The organism is Aggregatibacter sp. HK296, from assembly GCF_980469475.1.
Genome location: NZ_OZ413142.1, coordinates 929,574 through 954,977 on the forward strand (window position 1 = coordinate 929,574; position 25,404 = coordinate 954,977).

Consider the following 25,404-nt stretch of genomic DNA (forward strand, 5'->3'; position numbering starts at 1 on the left):
TGAAAAATCTCTTTAGTTATACTGCTCGGGTTTCTTTTTGACAAGCAATATGTTGCGAAAATGTTAACTATATCAACTTATTTTTTGCCCATTGCAAACCGGATTGATAGTCTTCCGGCAACTCTGTGGCGAGTTTGTCTAATTGGGCGATAATGACTTTTTTATCCGGATGGGAAAGGTTAATGTGTCCCACTTTACGCCCCGGTCGTACTTCTTTGCCATACCAGTGTAATTGTGCAAAGGCGGTGTTTAACCACTGTGAGTTGTGCTCAGTACCAATCAAATTCACCATCACGCTTGGCGCGGATACTTTTAATTCCGGCGTAGGTAAATCCAACAATGCTCGTAAATGCAATTCAAATTGACTCACAGCACAGCCAAGTTGTGTCCAGTGTCCGCTGTTGTGTACGCGTGGTGCAAGCTCATTAATTAAAAGCTGATCGCCCACCACAAAACATTCCATCGCCATTACGCCCACATAATTCAGTTCATTCATGATTTTGCTTAACATCATTTCAGCTTGCTGTTGCTGTGCATTTTGTTGTGGGAAAGTGACATCCACGACACTGTAACGTAATATGCCATTTTGTTGTAAATTGTGAGTGACCGGATAAAAACGGGTATCACCGTTACGGAAACGGGCGCCCACGAGAGACACTTCGTAATCAAAGGGAATAAATTTTTCCGCAATGGTTTCCCCGAACAGGTCTTCAGTGATTTGTGCTTTGTTTTCATCAGACACAATCCACTGCCCACGGCCGTCATAACCGCCCATACGACGTTTAACAACGACTTTTTCACCGATATCTTGAAATACTTCGTCCCATTGTGATGCTTCTTTTAATAGACACCAAGGCGAGGTCGGGAGATGTAATTTATCTAATAAGGATTTTTGGCTTAAGCGATCAGCTAATTGTGCGAAGACTTTTTGATTGACGAAATTGGCGTGATTGCCGAGGAGCGTAGTTAGAGGTGTTTTTTCCCAGCGTTCGATTTCTGCGGTAATAATGTCATTCGGCGACAAGTCAAACACCGGCGCATCGAAAGGCAACGGTTGAACGTGAATATCTAAAGGCGCGCCGGCATAGCGTAACATTCTGCCGAGCTGTCCATTGCCAAGAACATAAATAGTTGGATAGAGTGCTGATTTTTGCATAGTTTTCTCATTGATTTTTAGGGATGCACAAACGTTCAGGCTTGCGCTACCTTCAGTGATTCATTAAAAAACACGGAAAAAAATGACCGCACTTTTTACGTGTGCCAGTTTAAAGTGCGGTGGAAATTTTAGCTGTTTTTAAATTCGAGGATCCGGATTGTCCAATACGCTTTGTGTTTGTGCCTGTCTGAACTGAAGTAAGCGTTGTGCTAATTCTGCATTATTCATCGCCAAAATTTGCGCAGCTAATAAGCCTGCGTTTGCTGCACCGGCAGGTCCGATGGCTAAAGTGCCGACAGGAATCCCTTTGGGCATTTGCACGATGGAATAGAGGCTATCGACACCACTTAAAATTGAGCTTTTCACCGGTACGCCAAGCACGGGTACGATGGTTTTGGCTGCAATCATGCCAGGCAAATGGGCTGCACCGCCGGCGCCGGCAATAATCACTTCATAACCGTTTTGTTGTGCGTTTTCGGCAAATTGGAAGAGTTTGTCTGGCGTGCGATGTGCCGAAACAATTTCGACGTGATAAGGAACATATAATTGATCGAGGATCTGCGTAGCTTCTTGCATGGTTGCCCAATCACTTTTGGAGCCCATTACAATGGCAATTTTAGGAGATGTTAAAGACATTTTTGCCTCATTCTTGGAGATAAAAAACGGCGCTAGAATAGCATAATGCGCAAACGTTTGCGATAAGTTTGCCAAAGAAAATCCATTTGCAACTTAAGGCTAAAAATCATATCCTTAACGGCACTTTTTAGCCCTTAGAATTAGGTCGTTTTATGTACGCTAAAGCCAAATATAGAAAAGATTATCAAACTCCCGATTTCACTGTTACCGACATTTATCTTGATTTCCAATTGGAACCTGAAAAAACAGTTGTTGTAGCAACAAGTCAATATCAACGTCTTAACAAAGAAAGTACGACATTACGGTTAGACGGGCATGATTTTCAATTTTCATCCATTAAATTAAACGGCAAACCGTTCTCTCAATATCAGCAGGATAGCGAAAGTTTAACGTTGGATTTGGCGCTAGTAGAAGCAGACCAATTTGAGCTAGAAATTACCACTATTTTAAGCCCTGCTGCCAACACCTCATTGCAAGGCTTGTATCAATCCGATGAAGCTTTTTGTACACAATGCGAAGCCGAGGGCTTTCGTCAAATTACCTACATGCTAGACCGTCCGGATGTATTAGCGCGTTACACCACGAAAATCACAGCGGATAAAGCGAAATACCCATTTTTACTCTCTAATGGTAATCGCATTAACAGCGGCGATTTAGAGGATGGTCGCCATTGGGTTGAATGGAATGACCCATTCCCGAAACCAAGTTATTTGTTTGCGTTAGTGGCAGGCGATTTTGATGTACTGAAAGATCAATTCATCACCAAAAGTGGCCGTGAAGTCGCTTTAGAATTGTATGTTAATCGTGGCAATTTAGATCGTGCAGATTGGGCAATGCAAAGTTTAAAACGTGCCATGAAATGGGATGAAGAACGTTTTGATTTAGAATATGACCTCGACATTTACATGATTGTTGCGGTGGACTTCTTCAACATGGGTGCCATGGAAAATAAAGGGCTCAATATTTTTAATGACAAATATGTGTTGGCAAATCCACAAACGGCAACAGATGACGACTATTTAGCCATTGAAAGCGTAATTGCGCACGAATATTTCCACAACTGGACGGGTAACCGAGTCACTTGCCGTGATTGGTTTCAATTGAGTCTAAAAGAAGGCTTAACGGTCTTCCGTGATCAGGAATTTTCCTCTGACACCGGTTCTCGCCCGGTAAATCGCATTAATAACGTGAAGTTTTTGCGTACCGTACAGTTTGCTGAAGATGCCGGCCCGATGGCGCACCCGATTCGTCCGGAAAAAGTGATTGAAATGAATAACTTCTATACGGTCACTGTGTACGAAAAAGGGGCGGAAGTGATTCGTATGTTGCATACCTTATTGGGCGAAGAGGGCTTCCAAAAGGGCATGAAGTTATATATTGCGGAAAATGATGGTAAAGCAGCAACTTGCGAAGATTTTGTGTCAGCTATGGAACGTGCCAATGATTTGGATTTAACCCAGTTCCGCCGTTGGTACAGTCAATCCGGCACGCCGGAGTTAACTATCAGTGATCGTTATGATGAAAAAAATCATGTCTATCAATTACAGGTTTCTCAATTAACGCCACCGACAGCCGATCAAATGGAAAAAGTGAATTTACACATTCCATTGAAAATTGCGTTGTATGATGAAAAGGGTGCAGCACAAACGCTCTATGATGCCGATGGCGTTGTGGATAATGTGTTGAACATTACTCAAAAAGACCAAACCTTTGAGTTCCACAATATTTATACTAAGCCTGTTCCTGCATTATTGTGTGATTTCTCTGCGCCGGTCAAATTGGATTACGATTATTCTACTTCACAACTGATTACTTTATTAAAATTTGCTGAAAATGGCTTTATTCGTTGGGATGCTGCTCAGATGTTACTTGCTGTTGAGTTACGACGTAACGTTACCAACTATCAGCAAGGGCAACCGCTCGATTTATCTGCAGAAACGGCTGCAGTGCTTTATCAAGTCCTAGATAATTATCAAAAAGATATCGAGTTAACCAGTTTAATTCTCACCTTACCGAAAGCGACAGAATTTGCCGAACTATTTAAAACCATTGATCCGGATGCGATCAGTGCTGTACGGGAATTTATGGCACAAACGATTGCCGATAATTTAAAAGAATTATTACTGAAGACTTACAATCAAATTCGTTTGGATGAATATCAAATTAATCGTCAAGACATTGCCTTACGCAAACTGCGCAATGTGTGCTTAAGTTACTTGGCATACAGTAATATTGGCAATAACTTGGTGAATAAGCATTATACGTATTCCAATAATATGACCGATACGCTTGCAGCTTTAACTTCTGCAACCCAAGCTAAATTGGCTTGTCGTGACAGTTTATTGGCTGATTTTGAACAAAAATGGCAGCATGACGGTTTAGTAATGGACAAATGGTTTGCTTTACAAGCGACGCGTCCAGAAGAAAATGTATTACAAAACGTGATGCAGTTGATGGATCATCCAAGCTTTAATTTTAATAACCCGAACCGTGTGCGTTCTCTCATTGGTGCCTTTGCGGGGCAAAACTTAAAAGCGTTCCACGCCATTGACGGTTCAGGCTATCGTTTCTTAACGGATATTTTGATTAAACTGAATAAAAGCAATCCACAGGTGGCTTCTCGTTTAATTGAGCCGTTAATTCGTTTCGCGCGCTATGATGCACAACGCCAAACCTTGATGAAACGAGCGCTAGAACGCATTAGTGAGACAGAAGATTTATCTCGCGATTTGTTTGAGAAAATCGAAAAAGCGTTACAGTAAACATGAAAAGTGCGGTTAAATTTGACCGCACTTTTTCTATTCTTTTCACAGTTAACTATCCGGAGAGATAAACGAGTATGTATTCTTTCATTCGTAAAGGGATTTTTACCCTTGATCCTGAAGATGCCCATAATTTAGTGATAAAAGCCCTTGGGTTAGCAACATATCCGACATTTCATTTTCTCTTAAAACAACTTCTAAATTGCCCACAAGGCACGCCGAAAACCGTCATGGGCATTGAATTTAAAAATCCTATTGGTTTGGCAGCGGGCGCAGATAAAAATGCGGAAGCGATTGATGGGTTTGGTGCTATGGGATTCGGTTTTATTGAAGTGGGCACCGTAACGCCATTAGCGCAAGAGGGCAATGCCAAACCACGCCAATTTCGTTTGGTTGAAGCCGAAGGCATCATTAATCGTAATGGCTTTAATAATTATGGTATCGATCAGCTGATTGAAAATGTCAAAAAATCACACTATGACGGCGTGTTGGGGATCAACATCGGTAAAAATAAACTGACGCCCTTAGAGCAAGGAAAAGATGATTATCTGATTTGTTTAAACAAAGCCTATAACTATGCCGGTTATATTACTGTGAATATTTCTTCGCCTAATACGCCGGATTTGCGTCAGTTACAATATGGTGATTATTTTGATGATTTGTTGAGAAGTATTAAATCCCGTCAAAAAGAACTGGCTTCACAGTACGGTAAATATGTGCCAATCGCAGTAAAAATAGCCCCGGATTTGACAGAAAGCGAGCTAATTCAAATTGCCGATACTTTGCTGCGTCATAAAATGGATGGTGTGATTGCGACTAATACGACTATTTCTCGAGACAACGTCACAAATTTTAAAAATGCAGAACAGCAGGGGGGATTAAGCGGAAAACCATTACAACATAAAAGCACCGCTATCATTGCTCGCTTGCACCAAGAACTAAAAGGGCAAATTCCGATTATTGGCAGCGGTGGCATTGACGGCGTACAAAATGCTCAAGAGAAAATCCAAGCCGGCGCTGACCTTTTACAAGTGTATTCCGGGTTGATTTACCATGGCCCCAAATTGGTGAAAGAATTAGTTCAAGCAATTAAATAAGGAAAAGCATGATCAAATATGACCTCCATTGCCACAGTACAGCCTCCGACGGCATTTTGACGCCGACGGAAGTGGTTTTGCGCGCCCATGAAAAAGGCGTGAATGTACTGGCGTTGACGGATCATGATACCGTGGCCGGAGTTGCTGAGGCGCGACAACAGGCTGAAACTTTGGGGATGAGGCTGATTAATGGCGTGGAAATTTCCACGTTATGGGAAAATCGCTCCATTCATATTGTGGCTTTAGGGTTTGATATTTCACATGAAAAAATGACCGCACTTTTAGCTGAGCAAGCGAAATTACGTGAGATTCGAGCACAGGAAATCGGGGCAAAGTTAGAAAAAATTGGTGTAGAAAATGCCTACGCAGAGGCAAAAAAATTAGCCGGCAATGGCGAAGTGACTCGCGCGCATTATGCCCGCCATTTAGTGCAAATTGGTAAAGTCTCTAACGATGGTCAAGCGTTTAAACGTTATTTGGGGCAGGGTAAATCTGCTTATGTCAAGCCACAGTGGGTTGATATTCCAACGACCATTGACATTATCCATCAAGCCGGTGGAGTAGCCGTGTTTGCGCATCCGTTGCGTTATACCATGACTATGAAATGGGTACGAAAACTAACGGAGAGTTTTAAAGCCTGGGGCGGCGACGCCATTGAAATTTCCGGTTGTGGACAAAGTCGCGACCAGTATCAATTATTGGTAAAACTCGCGGAAGAACATCAACTTGCCGGCTCTATGGGATCTGATTTCCATTTTCCTTGTGCGTGGGTGGAATTGGGCAAACTAGCACCGTTGCCGGAGCATATTCCTTTTGTTTTAGACATAAAAAATGACCTTGCTTAATTGCAAGGTCATGTAAAACGAAAACGTCCTTAAAAAGGACCGCACTTTTACGGTTTTGTCTTACATAAATCCAGCTGAGCAATAAAATCAATGAAGGCTTTGACTTTTGCTGACAAATGACGACGGTGCGGATAAACAATGTGTAAATCCAACTCTTGTTGTCGGTAATCCGCTAAAATCTCAACCAATTTCCCCGAAGCCAATTCTTCCTCAATAAAGAAACGTGGTGTGTTAATAATGCCAACACCGTCAACGCACAATGAAGCAAGGGTTAAGCCATTATTACACACTAGTTTAGAACGCATTTTAATACGCTGAATTTTGTTATGTTTGTTGAATTCCCAATAAATTTGATTTCCTGTGGCTTTGTATAAAAGGCAGTCGTGATGTTCTAATTCTTCCGGCGTTTGTGGTGTGCCATGCGTGGCTAGATATTCCGGCGAAGCGACAAAGTGCATTGAAGAGGTCGCAATTTTCTTTGCCACTAAGGAACTGTCTTGCAGATAACCAATACGCAAAGCTAAATCAAATCCTTCGCTGACCAAATCAATCATGCGATCGTTAAACTCAATTTCCATGTGTAAATTCGGATGGGCTTTAACAAAACTCGCTAAATTCGGCGTAATAAATCGCAAACCAAAATCCCGTGGGACAGAAACGGTTAAATTCCCTTGCAGAGAGGTGGAAAGATTGCTGATGCTAGATTCAGCCTTCTCCAATTCCAATAAAATGGGCTGACAACGTTGATAATAGAGGCTGCCGGCTTCTGTTGGCACAATCTTACGGGTGGTTCGTTGTAACAAACGTGTTTTTAACTGTTCTTCTAATTGAGAAACCAATTTGCTTGCCATGGCAACGGAGATATTTTGCAATGCGGCTGCTTTGGTAAAACTTTGAGTTTCAATCACTTTGCAAAAAATTGAAATTGCGTTGAGTTTATCCATTTCTGATGCCTTTTGGAAAAAAGTAGTTGACCTACTTGAAGATAGTTAGCAATATAGCGGGCAATTTTATACAAGTTAATCGAAATTAGGTAATAATAATGACAAAATCCTTGGTTATTGTGGAGTCGCCGGCAAAGGCGAAAACCATTAATAAATATTTAGGAAACAATTATGTAGTGAAATCCAGCGTAGGCCATATTCGTGATTTGCCAACGGTGGGTTCTGCGACCGGAGAGAAAGCCAAACCTATTTCCACCAAAGGTCTTAGTGCGGAAGAAAAGCAAGCGATAAAACAACAAAAAGAACAAGATGCTTTAGTCAAACGCATGGGGATCGACCCATATCACGGTTGGAAAGCCAACTATCAGATTTTACCCGGTAAAGAAAAAGTCGTTGCTGAACTGAAATCTCTTGCCAAAAAAGCCGATCATATTTATCTCGCCACCGACTTGGATAGGGAAGGAGAGGCCATTGCTTGGCATTTACGCGAGGTGATTGGTGGCGATGATGAACGTTATAGTCGCGTTGTCTTTAATGAAATTACCAAAAACGCCATTAAACAAGCCTTTGAACATCCTGAAAATTTAAACATGGATAGGGTGAATGCGCAGCAAACACGCCGTTTTTTAGATCGTGTTGTCGGTTTTATGGTGTCACCGTTGCTGTGGAAAAAAGTGGCGCGTGGTTTATCTGCCGGTCGTGTGCAATCGGTCGCCGTGAAATTAATTGTGGAACGTGAGCGTGAGATTAAGGCGTTTGTGCCGCAAGAATATTGGGAAGTTTCCGTTCTTACCAATACACCGAAAGGCGATGAAATTCAGTTAGATGTTGCGCAATTTAAAGGCAAAAAATTTGAACCGAAAAATGCGGAACAAGCGCAAAGTGCGGTGGATTTTTTAAGTAAATCCGATTATGTCATTTCTGATTTAGAAACCAAACCGACCAGTTCTCGACCAAGAGCACCGTTCATTACGTCTACGTTACAACAAACGGCAAGTACCCGTTTGGGCTTTGGTGTAAAGAAAACCATGATGTTAGCGCAACGTTTATATGAAGCGGGTTACATCACTTATATGCGTACGGACTCCACTAATTTAAGCCAAGATGCCTTAAATATGGTGCGCGGTTATATTGAAAAACATTACGGACACGCTTATTTACCGGAAAAACCGAATTTTTACTCCAGTAAAGACAATGCGCAAGAAGCCCATGAGGCTATTCGACCTTCCGATATTCATGTTGGATTAAATGATTTAGTCGGCATGGAAAAAGATGCCGTGCGTTTATACGATTTAATTTGGCGTCAGTTTGTAGCCTGTCAAATGCCGGCTGCACAATATGACAGTACCACGTTAACAGTGACAGCAGGGGATTATACGTTAACGGCCAAAGGACGTATTTTACGTTTTGACGGTTGGACAAAAGTATTGCCGCAACAAAGTAAATCTGCTGAAGATCAAGCGCTACCGGATGTTTCTGTTAACGGTAAGCTCAATTTGTCTGTAGTGCAGCCACAACAATATTTCACTAAACCACCGGCACGTTTTTCAGAAGCCGCATTAGTGAAAGAATTGGAAAAACGTGGTATTGGCCGACCTTCCACCTATGCCGCCATTATTTCTACGATTCAGGAACGCGGTTATGTGCGTACAGAAAACCGTCGTTTTTATGCAGAAAAAATGGGCGAAATTGTGACCGATCGCTTAAATCAATCTTTTGCTGATTTAATGAGCTATGATTTTACTGCCAATATGGAAGATGTGTTGGACCAAATAGCGTCCGGCGAGAAAAACTGGAAAACCGAATTAAACCAATTCTTCAAAGATTTCTCGACTCAACTGACCAAAGCGGAATTAGACGAATTAGAAGGCGGAATGCGTCCGAATAATTTGGTCGAAACCGATATTGTTTGTCCGACTTGCGGACGCAATATGGCCATCAGAACGGCTAGCACAGGAGTTTTCTTAGGTTGTACCGGTTATTCTTTGCCACCGAAAGAACGTTGCAAAACTACTATTAATTTGATTCCGGAAGCGGAATTATTAAATGTGTTGGATGATGCATCGGAAACGAAAGCGCTAATGGAACGTAAGCGTTGTCCGAAATGTGGTACGGCGATGGATAGTTACATTATCGATCCACATCGCAAATTGCACATTTGCGGTAATAATCCAAATTGCGAGGGTTATTTAATCGAAGAGGGTAAATTTAAGATTAAAGGCTATGACGGTCCGGTTGTCGAATGTGATAAGTGCGGTGGCGATATGCACCTCAAATTAGGACGTTTCGGTAAATACATGGGCTGTACGCAATGTGATAACACCCGTAAAATTTTAAAAAATGGTGAAGTTGCACCACCAAAAGAAGACCCGATTCCTTTCCCCGAATTAAAATGCGAAAAATCGGATGCTTACTTTGTATTACGCGATGGTGCCAGCGGCGTGTTTATGTCAGCCCATAATTTCCCGAAATCTCGTGAAACTCGCGCCCCGAAAGTGGTAGAATTGGCGTTGTATCGTGAGCGTTTACCGGAGAAATTGCGCTACTTAGCCGATGCACCACAAGTCGATCCGGAGGGGAATGAGGCAATTATTCGTTTTAGCCGTAAGGAAAAACGTCAATATGTTACCTCTGAAAAGAATGGCAAAGCCACGAAATGGATTGTGGATTTTGTCGATGGAAAATGGATAGAGCGGAAGAAGTAATTTCCTTCTTCTTTATTGAAAGTTAAAAGTGCGGACTAAAAAACAGTTAAATTTTAGACCGCACTTTTCTTATTAAAAAACCACCTATAGAGGTGGTTTTTGTTTTATCAGAATACCCATAATTTTTCTGCAATAAGAAAAAATCATTAAACTGAAAGCAATTAAATTAATTTTCTTTCTTTGATGGCTTGATGGCCAATAAATTGCAGTCTAGTTTGCTAATGACATGTTCCGCTGTATTTCCTAAAAATGCGGCAGAAAGCCCCGTTCTACCAATGGTTCCTAAAATTACGAGTTCAGCTTCGATTTTTTTAGCAATTTGCGGAATCACATCTTCCGGGAAGCCTTCAACTACATGGGTATGATCGTCATTAATACCGTATTTTTGGCGCAATGCCTTCATATTAATTAAATATTGTCCACGTAAACCGCTATTGTATTCACCAGAGCTGAACTCCGGTAAATCTATAGCCATATTGATTGGCGTTGGCGGATAAGCGGTAACAAGATGGATATTGCCACGATCTAAAGATGCCGCTAAATCCATACTTAATGAGACTAATTCATCATTAAACGAGCTATGCGCTTCATTTTCATCATCAGATACGTTGACAGCGACTAAAACCCGGCGTTGGTGTTTCCAATCGCCATCTTTCACTACTAAAATAGGTACCGGACATTTACGCAGTAATTGCCAGTCAACCGGCGTCACGATTAATGATGTCAGGCTTTCTTCCGCTTTAGTGTATTTCACCACCAAATCATATCCTTGATTTTCTACTTCAGTGGCAATGGCTTCTGCCTCATTGCTGTTCCAAACAACGGTTGTAGCAAATTCAATTCCATCAGAAGCATATTTTTCAATGTAGGGTTGAATGGCTAATTTACGTTGTTCAATGACATTTTTATGCATTTCTGTACGTTCTTCCGAGGAAAGTAACGCAGACATTTCATAAGATAAATCGTAAATTGCGAGGAAAAGGGTTATTTTTACTGGGGATTGGCTTTTTTGCTCTTGAGCTAAACGAACAGCTCTAGCAAGGGCATATTGTTTGTCATTTTCAGGATTTAAAATCACCAGTATGTTATTGAATTTCATGTACAACCTCCATTTATTGGTTATAAATAGGGTAGAACATTCTTGAATAAATGACAAGGAGAGAGACTTAAAAAGGCATCCGGCGCAATTTTATGCGCCGAAAAGGGAAAGGTTAGATAACCATTTTGATTTTAGTTTTATTAGTGCCGGATAGATCGATTAACTCTGCCATATTGTTAATCGTAATGTATTTTCCTTGTACAGACAAAACACCTAGTTTTTGGAAACGGCCAAGTAAACGACTGATTGTTTCAACGGTGAGACCGAGATAATTACCGATATCACCACGTGTCATCGTTAAACGGAATTCTCGAGCGGAAAAGCCGCGTGCAGAATAGCGTTGCGATAAATTATAAATAAAAGCGGCAAGGCGTTCTTCAGCATTCATTTTTGAGAGTAATAAAATCATTTCTTGATCACTTTTAATTTCATTACTCATTAAACGCATAATTTGTTGGCGTAATTTCGGCATTTTGCCGGATAAATCATCCAAAATATCAAACGGAATTTCGCACACCATAGCGGTTTCCAGGGCTTGAGCAAAACTTGGATGTTGCATATTCATAATCGCATCAAAACCGACTAAATCTCCCGGTAAATGAAAAGAAGTAATTTGTTCTTCACCGGTTTCACTAATTGTGTAAGATTTAATCGTACCAGAGCGAATAGCATAGAGTGATGTAAGTTCATCCCCTGCTTTGAAAAGCACTTGAGATTTCTGGATAGGTTTTTTACGTTCAATGATATTATCTAATTGATCTAATTCATGTTCATTTAAAGTAAAAGGAATACATAGCTGACTAATGCTACAATTTTGACAATGGATTGCGCATCCACCAGATTGAACTCGACGTCCTAATTTTGTTTCAGTCGGTAAAATTTTCATTTATTCCCCAAATTCCAGAAAAATGGAAAAGAATCGTGTAAAATTGATCTATCTCAATAATACCACTAAATTATTAATTTAAAAAGTACAAACATTGGTGAGGAAGTATGGCTGCTGAAAAACTAACTAAAAAGCGCTTAATTCAAATTTTACTGGCGCTAGTTATTCTACTTATTGCGTTTTTTTATCGTACATTTCATTATGAAACCAACCAACAATCTCAATATCCTTCAAAAACACCTGAAAAAAGCACCGCACTTTTAGACAAAAGTAGCTAGATTTTGATATAAAAAAAGGCTAAATCGATAATGACTTAGCCTTTTTCATCAGACTTGATTAGTTGTTTGTTGTTAATGCGCCTAAATCTTTATCAACTAAGAATAAACCTTTACCATCTTCACCAAGAAGATTTAATTTATCCAAAATTCCACTGAATAATTTTTCTTCTTCATGTTGTTCAGCCACATACCATTGTAAGAAGTTAAAGGCAGAGTAGTCTTTCTCTTCAAAAGTTCTACCAACTAATTCATTGATTTTAGAGGTAATTAACTTTTCATGTTCATAAGTTAATTCAAGTACTTGTTTCAATGAGGAAAATTGATGAGGTGGTTCATCAATTTGTGTGATGATAGCCAAAGCGCCGGTCTCATTTAAATAAGTGAAGAGTTTACGCATATGCTGCATTTCTTCAGCCGCATGCTCTGATAAAAATTTTGCAGCTCCCTCGAAACCTTGTTGTTCGCACCAGGCGCTCATTTGTAAATATAAGTTAGAAGAATAAAACTCTAAATTCATTTGATCATTTAATAGTTTAATCACGCTATTTGATAACATTTTATTTCTCCTATTCTTATAAAGTTTTTAATTCACGATCAATGTAGTAGAGCGCTGTGCCACTTTCACCAAGAAGTTTGAATTTATCAACAATACTGTTAAATAATTTTTCTTCTTCATGCTGTTCAGCCACATACCATTGTAAGAAGTTAAAAGTAGAGTAATCCTTTTCTGCAAAAGTACTCTCAACTAACTCATTAATTTTAGATGTCACTAGTTTTTCGTGTTCAAGTGTTGTTTCAAAAACTTCTTTTAATGAAGCGTAATCGTGTTTAGGAGCGTCAATTTTACCTAACAAAGGCATCCCACTGGTTTCGCTCACATAAGTAAACAACTTTTGCATATGTTCCAATTCTTCATCGGCATGACGAAGTAAAAATGCTGCAGCGCCTTCATAACCATGTTTATGGCACCATGCACTCATTTGCAAATAGACATTTGATGAATAGAACTCAAGATTAATTTGTTCGTTTAATTTTGCTGTAATTGACTTACTTAGCATAACTAACTCCTTTCCTTAATATGGTTAATAGATGTATCACAATACAAAATTTGTATTTGCGGATGAATTTTACTCACATTATTGAGAATAGTCAATTTTATTTTATTGATTTTTAGTGTAACCCATTAATTTAAAATGATTTTATAAGTAAAATCATTCTCATTTGGCTAGATTTAATGAAATGAGTTATCAATATCGCCTTTGCTCAAATTCTCTAGAGAAATGATGAGGTGTTGGAAAGAGAATCGCAGATTTCCAAAGTTTTTTGCTATTACTTATTAAATCCAAAACACTGGATAAATAGAAAACATGAAAATTTAATGTTTTTTATAGAATTACGCATCAAAGCGATATAGCTTCAAAGTAGGTAGGTTATCCTTAATATCTAAATGTGACAAATACTATTTAATATTTAACATAATATGCATTATACGAAATTAGTTATAGGGTGAGCAAAAACTACGAATTAATAAGATCACAGACTTATACACAAGTCACTCTTACTAGTAAAACTAGATGAAAAGTGATTTTTCATGATATGTAACAAATATAAAAATGAAGTTATAGACTTTAAGTTTGAAATGTAAATATTTATTCAACAAAAGTAAGAGGCGGAAAATCATAGTATATTTGCTATTGTTTCCTGTATTCCTTCGTTTTTACGCCTTACTTTATTGGAAAGTAATTTTTATGAAAGGGATGAAATTTAGGGATAGATTGCGCTACGTGAAATCTAGAGTTGTTCTCAGGGGTTATTTTTGCCAAATTTTCAAAATACATAAAAATAAAAAAACACGCTGAATTTTTATCCAGCGTGTTTTCATTATTTAATATTTAGTGACGTTGTCTCTTTTCTTCTATTGAAAAAACTTTAAAAAATTTGACCGCACTTTCTAATCAATTATCTTATTGCCATATTCATAAACTTTTTGTAATAAAGTCAGCTTTTCTTCATTGTTCTCATTTTGTGCAGCTAACTCTTGAAGGCTTTGCTCAAATCGCAAAACTTCAGCCTCTAATTTTTTCCGGCGATATTTTTGCCATTTAATTTGTTCAGCTCTGTTCAATGTGCGATAAAAATGTCTGGCGCGATAATGAAACAACAATTGAGGGATTCTTGGGTCTTGAAAACTCAGATTATGTTCAGCGAGCTTTTCGGGTTCCAAAGTGCGTAAAATAGCCATATTGTTTTTATCTGCATCACTAAAAAAGCCATTATAAAGTTCAGTTTCAACATTATCAGATGTTTCAAACTTGCGATCTTGCTGAAAAATATCTATGACTTTTTGTCGAATATCCTTAGATGCCAACAAACGCTGTTGATTTTTCTCGCATAATGCTCGATCAATCCCTAAACGTTCAGCATTTTGAGGCAATAAGGTTTTTTCCGGCGCTACAATAGGACATTTATTGATATGAATGAGCTTTAACGGAACAGGAAGCATTCCGGCCTCTAACAACATTTCTTTCTTCGTATAAAGATTTTCACGCAACTCCTCTGCCGATTTTGCCAGCAAATCATCAATATTGGCGGTTAAATCGCATACTATTACCGCATTTTTATTCGTTGGGTGCCAAGCTAAAGGTGCAATTAATGTCGTATTTCCGCGGTAATTTCCTAACATTCCCGACACATGTACTAACGGCGTCATTTCTGCGGTATTAATGAGTTTTTCAATCTCTTTTTTTCCACGATTTTCAAAGAAATATTGAAATAACTTCGGCTGTTTTTGCTTAATTAATTTTGCCATTTCAATAGTGGCATATACATCGGACATGGCGTCATGAGCATTGGTATGTTCTATTCCATTCGCCTCCGTCAGTTTTTCCAAACGAAAACTCGGCATGCCTTCATCATCTAAAGGCCACTCAATGCCATCGGGACGCAAGGCATAGCATGCACGCACTAAATCCAACAAATCCCAGCGGGAATTACCATTTTTCCAGCTGTATTCATAAGGATCTATAAAATTGCGATAAAAGGTATATCGCGTCATTTCATCGTCATAACGGATATTATTGAATCCCATAACGCAGGTATGTGGTTGGCTGAATTCCTGTAAAATTCGAGCGGCAAAATCCGGTTCCGGCAGGCCTTTTTCATTACACTCCTGTGGTGTAATGCCTGTCACTAACACAGCCTCCGGAGCAGGCAAATAATCGTTGGTTTGCTTGCAATACAACACAACGGGCTCGCCTATAATGTTAAAATCGGCATCTGTACGAATACCCCCAAACTGCGCCGGGCGATCGGTTGCCGGATTGACACCAAAACTTTCATAGTCGTAAATGAAAAAGCTGAAATCGTTTTTTGCCATCATTTTTCTCAAATTTAAGCCAAGATTTTATCGAGATAATACAAACAGAAAATTGCACACAAGCTGAATACAATGCCTAACCAGTTAACTTTACTGATTTTTTCTTTAAAAATTAATGCGCCGGTAATCGTACCTAAACAAATCACCCCAATGTTCATACCGGCAAAAACCAATGTCGGATTTGCTCCAAAACTCTGATGGGCTTTTATGTAGAACAGAATATTGAAGAAATTCAGCCCCCCTAAAATAATGCCGCCAATAAAATTTGCGACATTCCATTGCGTTCGTTTGAATAACAAGTAAATAAACATAATGCAGGCAGCCAAGGAAAACGCAATGAATAGCGTCGTAGGGAATGCTCCCCCGCTTTTCGCTACTTGTTTAAACAAAATATCGATGATGCCATAACCAAACCACACACCGACTAAGCCCAAAACACCTCGAAAATCGACCACACTTTGCTCATTTGGTTTGCTTAAAAGGCAAAACAACCCGATAAATGCCAACACAATACCAACGACTTTTGATTGACTTAGGATTTCGTGGAAAATTAAAAACGCAGCGAGAATGGGTAAAAATAAGGATAAGCGTTGTGCCGCATCAGAACGTACAATACCGGCAAATTCCACAGCTTTGGACATAATGATAAACACGCTTGGTAACAAAATACCTAATGCCAAGAAAATCGGTGTATTTTCGCTTTGGACAATAAACTCACTGAATTCAAGACCTTTGAAATCCGGTTTCAATAAAAACCAACTAAGTGACAACGCCACAATATAGTTAAAGGCGATAGCTTGCTGAATAACGATATTACGCTTGCGGGCGACTTTTAATAATACAGACACCGCAACACTACAGAGAACGGCGATAATGAGGTTGTGCATAGCTAAATTTTCCTTATTAAATTATTCTTCAAAAAAATCACGATCAATTTCACAAAGCTCAATAGTTTGTTTCACATAAACGCCAACTTTATGTTTAACCATTAGATTACACAATTGATCACCATTGATTAGTATAATAACCAAATTCTGTATGTTCTTTGCATAATTAATAGCTTCTTTCGAGAAATCAGATGTTGTAATAAAAACTGCTTTTTGTGTAGGCTTATCAGAGATTGCACCTACAAATTTTTGTATTTCAGGTCGTGAAACATTATCTTTCCAGCGTTTTGCTTGAATATAAATTTTACTTAAACCGAGCTCATCTTCACTAATAATTCCATCGATTCCTTCATCAGCCCCTTTAGCTGTTAAAGATGTATAATTGCTAGTTCCATATCCCATTTTGTTTAGCAATTGCAAAACTAAATTTTCAAAAAATCTAGGATCTTTATTTGTGATTTCGTCTAATAAATTACTTTTTAATGCTGCTGTTAGTTCAAGGTAGATATCATCAATTCTTTCATTAGGTGTTTTTTCTTGAGATGTAAATTTAGCTTCCTTTTTATCCTTTGGCTTAGACTTACTTTCTTTACCATGTACTTCCTGATACCAATTCTCAAATAGTTTCTCATCCTTAGCAATTGAAAAACCCAATTCTGTTATTTGATAAATGCCACGGGATATTCTCAATAAAAGTTTCTCTCTTTCAGGTATATTATTTAGTGTAGATAAATAGGTAATTGCCCAATCTGCCCTATTTTTATAAAGTGCTTGTCCTGATTTTATTCGTTCACTTATTTGTTGTTCAGTTAAAGAAAAGTACTTTACTATGAATTGATATACATCACTACGAGAGTATTCTTTCCGATCAGAAAATAATCTTAAAATAGGAAACATCATTTCTTTATATGTTTGCATATTTGTTCCTTAACAAAAAGTGCGGTCAAAAAATACTTCATTTTTTAACCGCACTTTTTTATTTATTAAACTACTCTGTTGCGCCGAATCCGCGTAATCCGACCACATGAACGTGTTCGTGATTACCGGAGATTTTACGCACCAGTTTATAGGTGGTGCCTTTTTCCGGGCTGATGTTTTCCGGTGCAGCAATCAGTAGCTGCATATCTAGGCGTTCGCATAGCTCAAACAAAGTAGAAATGGATTTCGCATCAAGACGAGCCGCTTCGTCCAAGAACAATAAGCGGCACGGCACGATGTCTTTGCCACGAATGCGACGGCTTTCTTCTTCCCAGCTTTGTACCACCATTAAGAGGATGGACATACCGGTACCAATAGCTTCCCCTGTGGATAATGCGCCGCTTTCTGCGCGCAACCAACCATCTGCGCCACGGTAAACTTCCACTTCTAAGTCGAGGTAATTACGGTAATCCAATAATTCTTCACCGATGGTTTGCGCAGTACGTTGTCCTACATCAATATGCGGGTTGAGGCGTTGATATAGCTTCGCAATGGCCTCGGAGAAAGTCATCCGGTTGTCGCTGAACAGATCTTGATAATCTGACTGATTGCCAGATAACGCATCCAACAACATGGCATGCGTATCACGAATATTCACCACTAAACGTACCGATTTCACCTGACCAAAGGCGATATTTTGTAGGCCTTGGTTCAGCATACGAATGCGATTTTGTTCACGTTGAATGGTTTTACGCATGATATTCGCCACACTTTCAGAACTGATCGCCAATTTTTGTTCACGACCGGTCAATTCTTCCGTTAAGCGGGAAAGCTCGATTTCCATTTGTTCAATTGCATCAATCGGGTCATCGGTTTTCAGAATATCCTGACGAATACGTTCGCGCAGATGTTGATATACGGCGATAAAGAACCGCACTTTATTTTCCGGTTTACGGCTATCTTCCGACAAACGTAAGGCATCACGCAGATATTCATTGTCAGCAACCGCTGTACGCAACGCACCTAGCGCTTTATCCGACATGGAACGTAATTCATCTGCGGATAAATAGGCTAATTCACGACGATTTAAACGTTTTTCTACATCGGAATTACGGGATAAACGAAGCACCACACACCAACTCATTTTGGCTGCCGTCACCAACTCACGCTGGGTTTTATAATCACGTTCTGCTTTACGAATACGACGAATCAGATTTTCCGCTTCGCTTTCGATAAGGGTTAGTTGTTTTTCAATGTAAGAACGGCGTTGGCGATTAGTAGAAAGTTGTTGATATAACTCGTCACGACGAATTTTGGCACGTTCTTCCGCACCTTCATCAGCACGCACACCCAATTCACCAATTTCTTGCATCAATTCCTGCAACATTTGATTTTTACTGTTGAAAGAACTTTGCAATTGAATCAACACTTGATTGTACTGCGCATATTGCGCTTGAACTTGACGTAATTGTTCGCGCTGAATTTCACGTTGTTGCTGCATTTGTTCTAAACGCGCGCGTAACTGTTCGTTTAATTCAGAGGTTTCCGTTTGTACGCTTTCCGCATAATTGAAATGTGCTTTGCGTTGCACCACATCCGCCAAGGCAAAGACTTTTTGTTGCACTTGTTTTTGTAGCTGAATGGCTTGTTCATAATCGGCTTTTAAGTGCTCGTAATTTTCCGGGTCGCTTTGCAATGTGTTAGCAATCGGTTCTAATTGTGACAACGTGACACCGTGTTGACGGATAAATAATTCATCCTGCTCTGCAAAATCTAATTGCTCACGACATTCTTCAATGCGATCAGTTAAGCTATCATCAGCCAATAATGGCAATTGCGGAATTAATTTATTCAACAACTGCATTCTTTCTTTCGCATCATCTAAACGAAGACGAATTTGTTGCTCGCCGATCACCAATTGATTAAGCTCGCGCTCAATTTCATTGCGTTGTTGATTGGTCTTCGCCATCACTTGTTCTGGATTGGCTTGGAATGCCAAGGCTAAATGCAGACCAACAAACTGGCTAAAATGCTCATGTAAACGCTGGCATTTTTGCACATCAAAAGCACGTTGTGCGTACTGCTCCGCCACTTCTTCACGTTTAGCCTGTAATTCTTCTAAATGTTTTTCACGAGCCGCACGGCCGAATAACGGAATTTCAGGGAATTTGGAATAACGCAATTCACGATCGGACACCTGAACAACTACACCAAGCTCTAACTCTTGCGCGGAAAGTACGCTGTCGTCAAATGCTGCCGGATCGCCCTCGATTAAATACAAATCTTCCGGGCAATCTTCCAAATTAGCGAGTTGCTCTTTCACCGCATTCAAATCACGCACCACAATAGCGTGGCGTGCCGGGCCGTATAAGGCGGAGAAATAAGGCGCGTCTTCGATCGGCACATCATCGTATAATTCAGACAGCAACACGCCACCGAAACGTTCTGCCAGCACATTCAAACGGGCATCTTCCGAACCATCCGGCTGACTTAAACGGCTAATTTGCTCGTCTAATTGCTGACGTTGAAGTTCTAGCTGGTCGCGCTCCATGGTCAATTCGCGCTCTTTGGTCAGCTGTGATTGCATGAAATTCATCACATCCTGACTGTCTGCGAATTCTTCTCCACTCTGCTCCTGCAAGCGTTCCAATGCCGCTTGAGCGGTTAACCAAGCCGGCGCTTTACGTGCGTTTTCATCATAAAGTGCGGTTAAGTTTTCACGTTTTTGACGTAGCGTTGAACGTTGCTCAACTAAATCAGAAAGTTCGGCAGATAAATCCTCAATTAAGACTTCTTGATCGCCATAAAACGCTTCTAATTCATCCGCCGTTTCTAAGCTTTGATTCGCACGTTGATTAAAATCATTTAATAATCTCACCGCACTTTGTTGTTGATTTAAGCGCTGCTCTAACTCATGTAACTTAGCATGCAATTGCGGCGTTTGTTGTGCTTGGAGTTTTTGTGTCGGATATTCGCGTAATAATTCTTTTGCACTTTCCCATGCGGCAGAACGAGGCACTTCTCCAGCAATTTTACAAACCAACTGATAGGCTTTATCAAATTGCGTTTTCGCCGCCTCGGAAATAGACATTTTTTGCTCTAGTTCAAGCACGTTATCTGTCAACACTTCCGCTTGCGCTTCAAATTCTTCGTGATATGCCTCCACGTTTTTTACCGATAAATCGGCTAATCCACACAACGTCTTGGCTTTTTCTAAGGCTTGAATGGCTTGCTGATATTGCAATGCACGGGTTTGTTGTGCATCAAGCGCTTGCTGATAATCTGCTAATTGGGAACGCAAGTTGTCAACTTCTTGTTCTGTTTGTTCAAATTGCGCCTGACTTTCTTCCAGTTGCTCGTTAGCAGTTTCAACCACCATTTTCTGCTCTTCCAAGCGTTCGGTCAGTTCACTGACATCTTCTTGATAACGAGAGATTTTTTCCTGATGACGTAACGCATTTAACACCAAATTCAGGTGATCAAGCGCACTTTGGTGATCCACTTCCAGGATTCTTTCACTTTCGGCTAACTCAGCGGCTTCACGGCTTAATTCAACTAAACGATGTTGTGATAAATTCTGTTCAGACTTGGCTTTATACCACTCCTGACGGAAATTTAATGCGGTTTCAATGTTGCCACGACGCTCGTTGGCATTTCGCATATAATCCGCCGCCACATAATTAGTCGATTCGGTGATTAAATGTTTAAATAAATCGCGATCCGCTTGGGTGACTTTAATCGCTTCCAACGTCATGCGGTTTTCACGCAAAGCGCTTTCCATGTCTTGGAAGGCTTTTTTCACACCAAGATTTTCCGGCAATAAGTAATCACGCAAGGAACGGGTAATGGCACTGGAAATACCGCCGTATAAAGAGGCTTCGATAAGTTTATAGAATTTGCTGCGGTCGGAAGAAGAACGTAAGCGTTTTGGAATAATCCCCAAATCAAACATCATGCCATGGTAATCTGTGATGGAATGATATTGTTTAAATTGCGCGCCGCCCTGCTCAACTTTGTCTTTTAGTTCATTTAAGGTCAGTACGCGCGCTTGACGTTCGTTAATGGTTTCGGTGAAAAGTGCGGTCGGATTGACAGACAATTCTACGCCTTGAATAGAAAAGGTTTTTAAATCCACTTTTTTATCACGGCCTGCCACTTGCTGCAGACGTACACCCGCAATAATCCGTTGATGACGGGAGTTGATGGTATCCAACGCCGCGTAACACACGCCCGGACGCAATTTACCGTGCAAACCTTTATCACGCGAACCGCTTGTGGCACCGGCTTCCGTGGTGTTACGGAAGTGCAATAAGGTTAAGTCCGGAATCAACGCTGTCACAAATCCGGCCATGGTCGTAGATTTACCGGCACCGTTACCACCTGAAAGTGTGGTCACCAATTCGTCTAAATCAAAGGTACGGGCAAAGAAACCGTTCCAGTTGATGAGCGTTAAAGAACGGAACTTACCGCGTTCTACCCCACTGTTTTGATTAAAGATGACCGGCGCTACATCAGAGGATGCAATATCCATTACTTCATTTTCCAGAGATAATTCTTCAGTCATTATTCTTGTTCCTCTTCTACGAATTCGTCTTCAACGTCAGTATCGTTTTCAGTGCTTTCTGTATCGCGTTGTAATGCTGCTTTTTCAGCTTGTAAAGATTGTGGCGTTGCCGCTTCACCATCGCGAATTAAGCGTAATTGTGCTTCAATCGGATCATCACCGGCACGCACTTCTGCGCCGAAACGGAATACCGATTCAGAAATGGTAAACTTGCCACTATTCGGTTCACCTACGGTATAAATCATGCCTAAACGGCGCAAACGACCGATTGCCGCACGCACTTTTTCAGCCAATTTTTGTTTATCCAAATCAGAACCGCTAGAACGTTGATTCACCGCTTTTAGCAATTTGCCTTCATCCGCTAAATTCAGCAATTCGTCATACACTTCCTGAGTACTAAAAATACCTTGTTGAGCTAGTCGCTCCGGGCTTAAATACAAATAACACAACACCTTACCCACTAACATTTCCAATTCAGTTAACACAGAACGGGCAATGAGTGTTGTCGCTTTCGGGCGTAAATAGAAAAAACCTTCCGGCGCACGAATCAGTTCGACGTTATAGCGACGATAGAACAGATCCAGTTCCGTTTGAAAATCAAGTAAAAAAGCGTGGTTATCTAAATGCTCTGTGCCGATATGTTTACCGGAACGTAACTGGCTGTCCACGGCAGGAAATAACGGGTTGGCAATGGCAGCTGCCAATTTCGGTGAAATTACATCTTGAAGGTTGTCTGTCATTATTTTTTTCTCTAACTGAATTGCTCTGTTATTGTCTTATTCGTGCGATAGCGAAATACAACTCAAAAAACGCGTGGATTTTCGACCGCACTTTTAATATTTATCAATGATATGCGCCTGAACTTCTGCGCCGTAATCGTTAATTTCTGTCCAATGCGGATAGATACCTGCCAAGTCATCGCCTGCAATACCTAAACGCACAGCCTGATCCACGATAATTCGCGCTACATCAAAATGTTGTATCAATGGATAATTTTCTAATTGTTGCTTCAACACTAAACTTAAATTAATCGGACGATTTTGTTCGCGGTAATCAATTAATAAGCCTTGCATGTGTTCGACGATTTTTTCGCGAATATCGGCTAAAGATTCAAATTGTAATTCTTCCGGCAATTCGCCCAAGGCATCTTCTTCACGCAGCGCTAATTCCTCATCGCGCAAATCCACTAAACGCTCTGCTTGCGCTGTCCACAAGAACCAAGGGGTGTCGAAATAATGATGAATAGAATTGCGTAAACGTTGGGAAAAGACACGATTTTTATCCATATCAATGGCGGTACGGATAAATTTATGCACGTGGCGGTCATAGCCGATCCACAAATCGATGGCTTGTTGCCCCCAACTAATAATGCGGTCTAGCTTGGCTTGCAAATCAATGATTAGTTGTTCGATAAAATACAATTCTTGGCGACCGATCACACAATCTTGAATACGTAATAATTGTGCCTGTAATTTATCACCGGCTGCATTTAAGGTGTCTTGGAGTTCCCGTAAATTGCCGGAGGTTTCATCTAATAATTGTTCACAGCTGGAAATTGCGGCTTGCCAATCTTTGGTTAACAAGGCTGCAATATCTTCTTTAATGCTTTGTTGATTTTCATCCATTACGCGTTGTGATAAATCAATACTGTCAAAAATTTCTGCGACAGAATATTTCAACGGCGCAAACACATTGCGACGCCAATAATGTTCATCGCCATCTTCTTCAGCCGCATCAGAAGCACGTTGGATTTCATCGGCCACAATGGAAAGTTGAACGGAAAGACGTAAGGCGGAAAATTCACGTTGACGAATGTAATAATCGGATACACCAACCCCCAACGGCGTTAAGCGATAAATCGCTAAACCTTCGGTAAATTCACTGCTAAAACGGTTAAGAAAACGTTGTTTAACCAGTTCATTAATTGCATTATTAGCACGAACGGCAATTGTTTCTTGAGATTGTTCAAAGGCGGTGGAAATGTGACGGAAAATATCGACTAAATCAGCTTCTAGCATTTCGCCGTCAAAACGTTCATTGTTATAAATGGCAATCGCCAGTAAAAATGCCAAACGCTCTGTCGGCAAATTTAAGGAAAACTCACGTTCTTTCGCCCAGGAGACCAGTTCGGGAATGGTTTGTGATGTGTCAAGCATGAGGGATCTCACAACAGGTTAATTTCAACAAAAAATTGTGGGAATTATACAGGAATTTGCCTTTTCTAACAGCTTGAAAATGGAAAGTGCGGTCAAAAAAAACAATGGTTTTTCGGGTAAAACTTATCTTTAGAATTTAACCGGCCACTTTTTTGATTAATTCGTTCATACCCTCTTCATCATAGCCTTCTTCATATTGCATATCCTCTACGAAATCTCTCAATACTTTGCTATTTAACGCGGTACAACCGTATTTTTCCAATTTGCTTTTGGTAAAGCTGGAACGATACGCAGAGGAGATATTATTGAGGCTTATCACGCCGATGGTGGCTCGATTACAAGGCACTTTATTGACGAACACCAAATTGTATCCTGATTCACGGATATAGCCGGTTTTATTGATCGCTGCACTAAATATTTCGTCACGCACGAGTTTATTGGTGTTTTTCACAAAAATATTGCGCTTTCCTGTTTGAATATAGGTAGAAGAAATATTGGAAAGACGTTTAATTTCCGCCTTATTTAAGGAATATTTAGCCAGTTTCACCAAATCCATTACGCTGGACACATTGCCGTTAGATAAACCGGAACTGTCGATAAAACGGGTTGATGTCATACCGAGTGCTCTCGCCTTTTCATTCATTTTTTGGATGAATTGCGAACGACTCATACCGGCTGAACGGGATAAAGCGTGTGCCGCATAATTATCGGAATGTACCAGCATGGCTTTCAATAATTCATTACAAGAGATAGGCGTGTTTTTGGGCAATTTTGTACTTGTGCCTTTAATGTAGTCCGTATCTTCAGCGGTGATTGATGCCGTACAACGGGCATTTTTGTTATATTCTAAAAACACATTTGCTGTCATTAATTTGGTTACTGAAGCAATGGGGCGTACGCTATGAGCAGAGTTACTTTCCAATATTTTATTGTGGGTAAAATCATACACAACATAAGATTGCGCAGCGGCAACAGTGGGTAGCAAAAATAATAAAGGCAAGGTTTTTGATAACATAGGATGATTCAAAGAAGTAAGCAACGGCGCTATTCTAGCAGTTTTTCAAGGTGAGATTAAATAAAAAAACCACCCTCAAC

19 protein-coding genes are annotated in these 25,404 nt (G+C 40.2%); 5 read left to right on the forward strand and 14 right to left on the reverse strand.

From position 1 onward, the window contains the following. Positions 1-67 precede the first annotated feature (67 nt). Both purK and purE read right to left on the reverse strand, forming a co-directional pair. Complete coding sequence (gene purK, locus AC30SH_RS04460; protein WP_314886244.1) at positions 68-1,156, reverse strand: 5-(carboxyamino)imidazole ribonucleotide synthase; 1,089 nt, start codon at positions 1,154-1,156, stop codon at positions 68-70. A gap of 138 nt (positions 1,157-1,294) precedes the next feature. Beyond that, positions 1,295-1,792: a 5-(carboxyamino)imidazole ribonucleotide mutase gene (gene purE / locus AC30SH_RS04465; RefSeq protein WP_314886246.1), complete on the reverse strand. Its 498-nt coding sequence runs from the start codon at positions 1,790-1,792 to the stop codon at positions 1,295-1,297. A 152-nt stretch (positions 1,793-1,944) separates the two neighbouring features. On the opposite strand from purE, the gene pepN reads away from it, so the two are divergent. The 3 genes from pepN to AC30SH_RS04480 all read left to right on the forward strand — a co-directional run bounded on the left by pepN (position 1,945) and on the right by AC30SH_RS04480 (position 6,496). Then, entirely contained in the window at positions 1,945-4,554 is a 2,610-nt protein-coding gene (gene pepN / locus AC30SH_RS04470; RefSeq protein WP_489582194.1) for an aminopeptidase N, read from the forward strand. A gap of 77 nt (positions 4,555-4,631) precedes the next feature. Continuing rightward, positions 4,632-5,651, forward strand: a complete 1,020-nt coding sequence (gene pyrD / locus AC30SH_RS04475) for a quinone-dependent dihydroorotate dehydrogenase (RefSeq protein WP_314886249.1) — start codon at positions 4,632-4,634, stop codon at positions 5,649-5,651. Between the two features lie 8 nt (positions 5,652-5,659). Beyond that, a complete protein-coding gene (locus AC30SH_RS04480; protein WP_315028081.1) occupies positions 5,660-6,496 on the forward strand; it encodes a PHP domain-containing protein in 837 nt (278 codons plus the stop codon). Between the two features lie 47 nt (positions 6,497-6,543). Here AC30SH_RS04480 and AC30SH_RS04485 read toward each other — a convergent pair whose 3' ends face one another. Beyond that, positions 6,544-7,440 carry a LysR family transcriptional regulator gene (locus tag AC30SH_RS04485; RefSeq protein ID WP_314886253.1) on the reverse strand — a complete coding sequence of 299 codons (897 nt, stop codon included), beginning with the start codon at positions 7,438-7,440 and terminating at the stop codon, positions 6,544-6,546. A 98-nt stretch (positions 7,441-7,538) separates the two neighbouring features. On the opposite strand from AC30SH_RS04485, the gene topA reads away from it, so the two are divergent. Further along, on the forward strand, positions 7,539-10,145 hold the full coding sequence (topA, locus tag AC30SH_RS04490) for a type I DNA topoisomerase (RefSeq protein ID WP_489582195.1): 2,607 nt from the start codon (positions 7,539-7,541) through the stop codon (positions 10,143-10,145). 166 nt (positions 10,146-10,311) lie between these two features. On the opposite strand, the gene uspE is transcribed toward topA, so the two are convergent. Beyond that, positions 10,312-11,244: a universal stress protein UspE gene (gene uspE / locus AC30SH_RS04495; protein ID WP_212509613.1), complete on the reverse strand. Its 933-nt coding sequence runs from the start codon at positions 11,242-11,244 to the stop codon at positions 10,312-10,314. A gap of 112 nt (positions 11,245-11,356) precedes the next feature. After that, positions 11,357-12,130 carry a fumarate/nitrate reduction transcriptional regulator Fnr gene (gene fnr, locus AC30SH_RS04500; protein WP_212509612.1) on the reverse strand — a complete coding sequence of 258 codons (774 nt, stop codon included), beginning with the start codon at positions 12,128-12,130 and terminating at the stop codon, positions 11,357-11,359. A gap of 107 nt (positions 12,131-12,237) precedes the next feature. Between fnr and AC30SH_RS04505 the strand changes: the two genes are divergently transcribed. Continuing rightward, positions 12,238-12,408 (forward strand): hypothetical protein, encoded by a 171-nt coding sequence (locus tag AC30SH_RS04505; RefSeq protein ID WP_212509611.1) that lies wholly within the window; start codon positions 12,238-12,240, stop codon positions 12,406-12,408. A 58-nt stretch (positions 12,409-12,466) separates the two neighbouring features. On the opposite strand, the gene ftnA (AC30SH_RS04510) is transcribed toward AC30SH_RS04505, so the two are convergent. From ftnA (AC30SH_RS04510) to AC30SH_RS04550, 9 genes are all read right to left on the reverse strand, one after another. Then, positions 12,467-12,964, reverse strand: a complete 498-nt coding sequence (ftnA, locus tag AC30SH_RS04510) for a non-heme ferritin (protein WP_003686798.1) — start codon at positions 12,962-12,964, stop codon at positions 12,467-12,469. A gap of 16 nt (positions 12,965-12,980) precedes the next feature. Further along, entirely contained in the window at positions 12,981-13,466 is a 486-nt protein-coding gene (ftnA, locus tag AC30SH_RS04515) for a non-heme ferritin (protein WP_109858854.1), read from the reverse strand. Positions 13,467-14,359: 893 nt separating this feature from the next. After that, entirely contained in the window at positions 14,360-15,784 is a 1,425-nt protein-coding gene (gene sbcB / locus AC30SH_RS04520) for an exodeoxyribonuclease I (protein WP_212509610.1), read from the reverse strand. Between the two features lie 14 nt (positions 15,785-15,798). Further along, positions 15,799-16,671, reverse strand: a complete 873-nt coding sequence (locus AC30SH_RS04525; RefSeq protein ID WP_212509609.1) for a DMT family transporter — start codon at positions 16,669-16,671, stop codon at positions 15,799-15,801. 21 nt (positions 16,672-16,692) lie between these two features. Further along, positions 16,693-17,589, reverse strand: coding sequence for a restriction endonuclease (locus AC30SH_RS04530; protein WP_212509608.1), 897 nt, complete (start codon positions 17,587-17,589; stop codon positions 16,693-16,695). A gap of 70 nt (positions 17,590-17,659) precedes the next feature. After that, positions 17,660-22,153, reverse strand: a complete 4,494-nt coding sequence (mukB, locus tag AC30SH_RS04535) for a chromosome partition protein MukB (RefSeq protein ID WP_212509607.1) — start codon at positions 22,151-22,153, stop codon at positions 17,660-17,662. Continuing rightward, positions 22,153-22,893, reverse strand: a complete 741-nt coding sequence (gene mukE / locus AC30SH_RS04540; RefSeq protein ID WP_006718195.1) for a chromosome partition protein MukE — start codon at positions 22,891-22,893, stop codon at positions 22,153-22,155. Before mukE ends, mukB begins: the two co-directional genes overlap by 1 nt. A gap of 93 nt (positions 22,894-22,986) precedes the next feature. Continuing rightward, the gene (gene mukF, locus AC30SH_RS04545; protein ID WP_048750361.1) at positions 22,987-24,309 is read right to left on the reverse strand and encodes a chromosome partition protein MukF; all 1,323 of its coding nucleotides are present in this window, start codon (positions 24,307-24,309) and stop codon (positions 22,987-22,989) included. 136 nt (positions 24,310-24,445) lie between these two features. After that, complete coding sequence (locus AC30SH_RS04550) at positions 24,446-25,324, reverse strand: D-alanyl-D-alanine carboxypeptidase family protein (protein ID WP_489582196.1); 879 nt, start codon at positions 25,322-25,324, stop codon at positions 24,446-24,448. Positions 25,325-25,404: the final 80 nt, after the last annotated feature.

Coding starts and splice junctions, on each gene's coding strand:
- fnr (WP_212509612.1), bottom strand. CDS start 12,130: ATGAAAATTTTACCGACTGAAACAAAATTAGGACGTCGAGTTCAATCT.
- mukE (WP_006718195.1), bottom strand. CDS start 22,893: ATGACAGACAACCTTCAAGATGTAATTTCACCGAAATTGGCAGCTGCC.
- AC30SH_RS04480 (WP_315028081.1), top strand. CDS start 5,660: ATGATCAAATATGACCTCCATTGCCACAGTACAGCCTCCGACGGCATT.
- topA (WP_489582195.1), top strand. CDS start 7,539: ATGACAAAATCCTTGGTTATTGTGGAGTCGCCGGCAAAGGCGAAAACC.
- purE (WP_314886246.1), bottom strand. CDS start 1,792: ATGTCTTTAACATCTCCTAAAATTGCCATTGTAATGGGCTCCAAAAGT.
- sbcB (WP_212509610.1), bottom strand. CDS start 15,784: ATGGCAAAAAACGATTTCAGCTTTTTCATTTACGACTATGAAAGTTTT.
- AC30SH_RS04530 (WP_212509608.1), bottom strand. CDS start 17,589: ATGCAAACATATAAAGAAATGATGTTTCCTATTTTAAGATTATTTTCT.
- pyrD (WP_314886249.1), top strand. CDS start 4,632: ATGTATTCTTTCATTCGTAAAGGGATTTTTACCCTTGATCCTGAAGAT.
- uspE (WP_212509613.1), bottom strand. CDS start 11,244: ATGAAATTCAATAACATACTGGTGATTTTAAATCCTGAAAATGACAAA.
- AC30SH_RS04525 (WP_212509609.1), bottom strand. CDS start 16,671: ATGCACAACCTCATTATCGCCGTTCTCTGTAGTGTTGCGGTGTCTGTA.
- mukB (WP_212509607.1), bottom strand. CDS start 22,153: ATGACTGAAGAATTATCTCTGGAAAATGAAGTAATGGATATTGCATCC.
- AC30SH_RS04505 (WP_212509611.1), top strand. CDS start 12,238: ATGGCTGCTGAAAAACTAACTAAAAAGCGCTTAATTCAAATTTTACTG.
- mukF (WP_048750361.1), bottom strand. CDS start 24,309: ATGCTTGACACATCACAAACCATTCCCGAACTGGTCTCCTGGGCGAAA.
- purK (WP_314886244.1), bottom strand. CDS start 1,156: ATGCAAAAATCAGCACTCTATCCAACTATTTATGTTCTTGGCAATGGA.
- AC30SH_RS04485 (WP_314886253.1), bottom strand. CDS start 7,440: ATGGATAAACTCAACGCAATTTCAATTTTTTGCAAAGTGATTGAAACT.
- pepN (WP_489582194.1), top strand. CDS start 1,945: ATGTACGCTAAAGCCAAATATAGAAAAGATTATCAAACTCCCGATTTC.
- AC30SH_RS04550 (WP_489582196.1), bottom strand. CDS start 25,324: ATGTTATCAAAAACCTTGCCTTTATTATTTTTGCTACCCACTGTTGCC.
- ftnA (WP_003686798.1), bottom strand. CDS start 12,964: ATGTTATCAAATAGCGTGATTAAACTATTAAATGATCAAATGAATTTA.
- ftnA (WP_109858854.1), bottom strand. CDS start 13,466: ATGCTAAGTAAGTCAATTACAGCAAAATTAAACGAACAAATTAATCTT.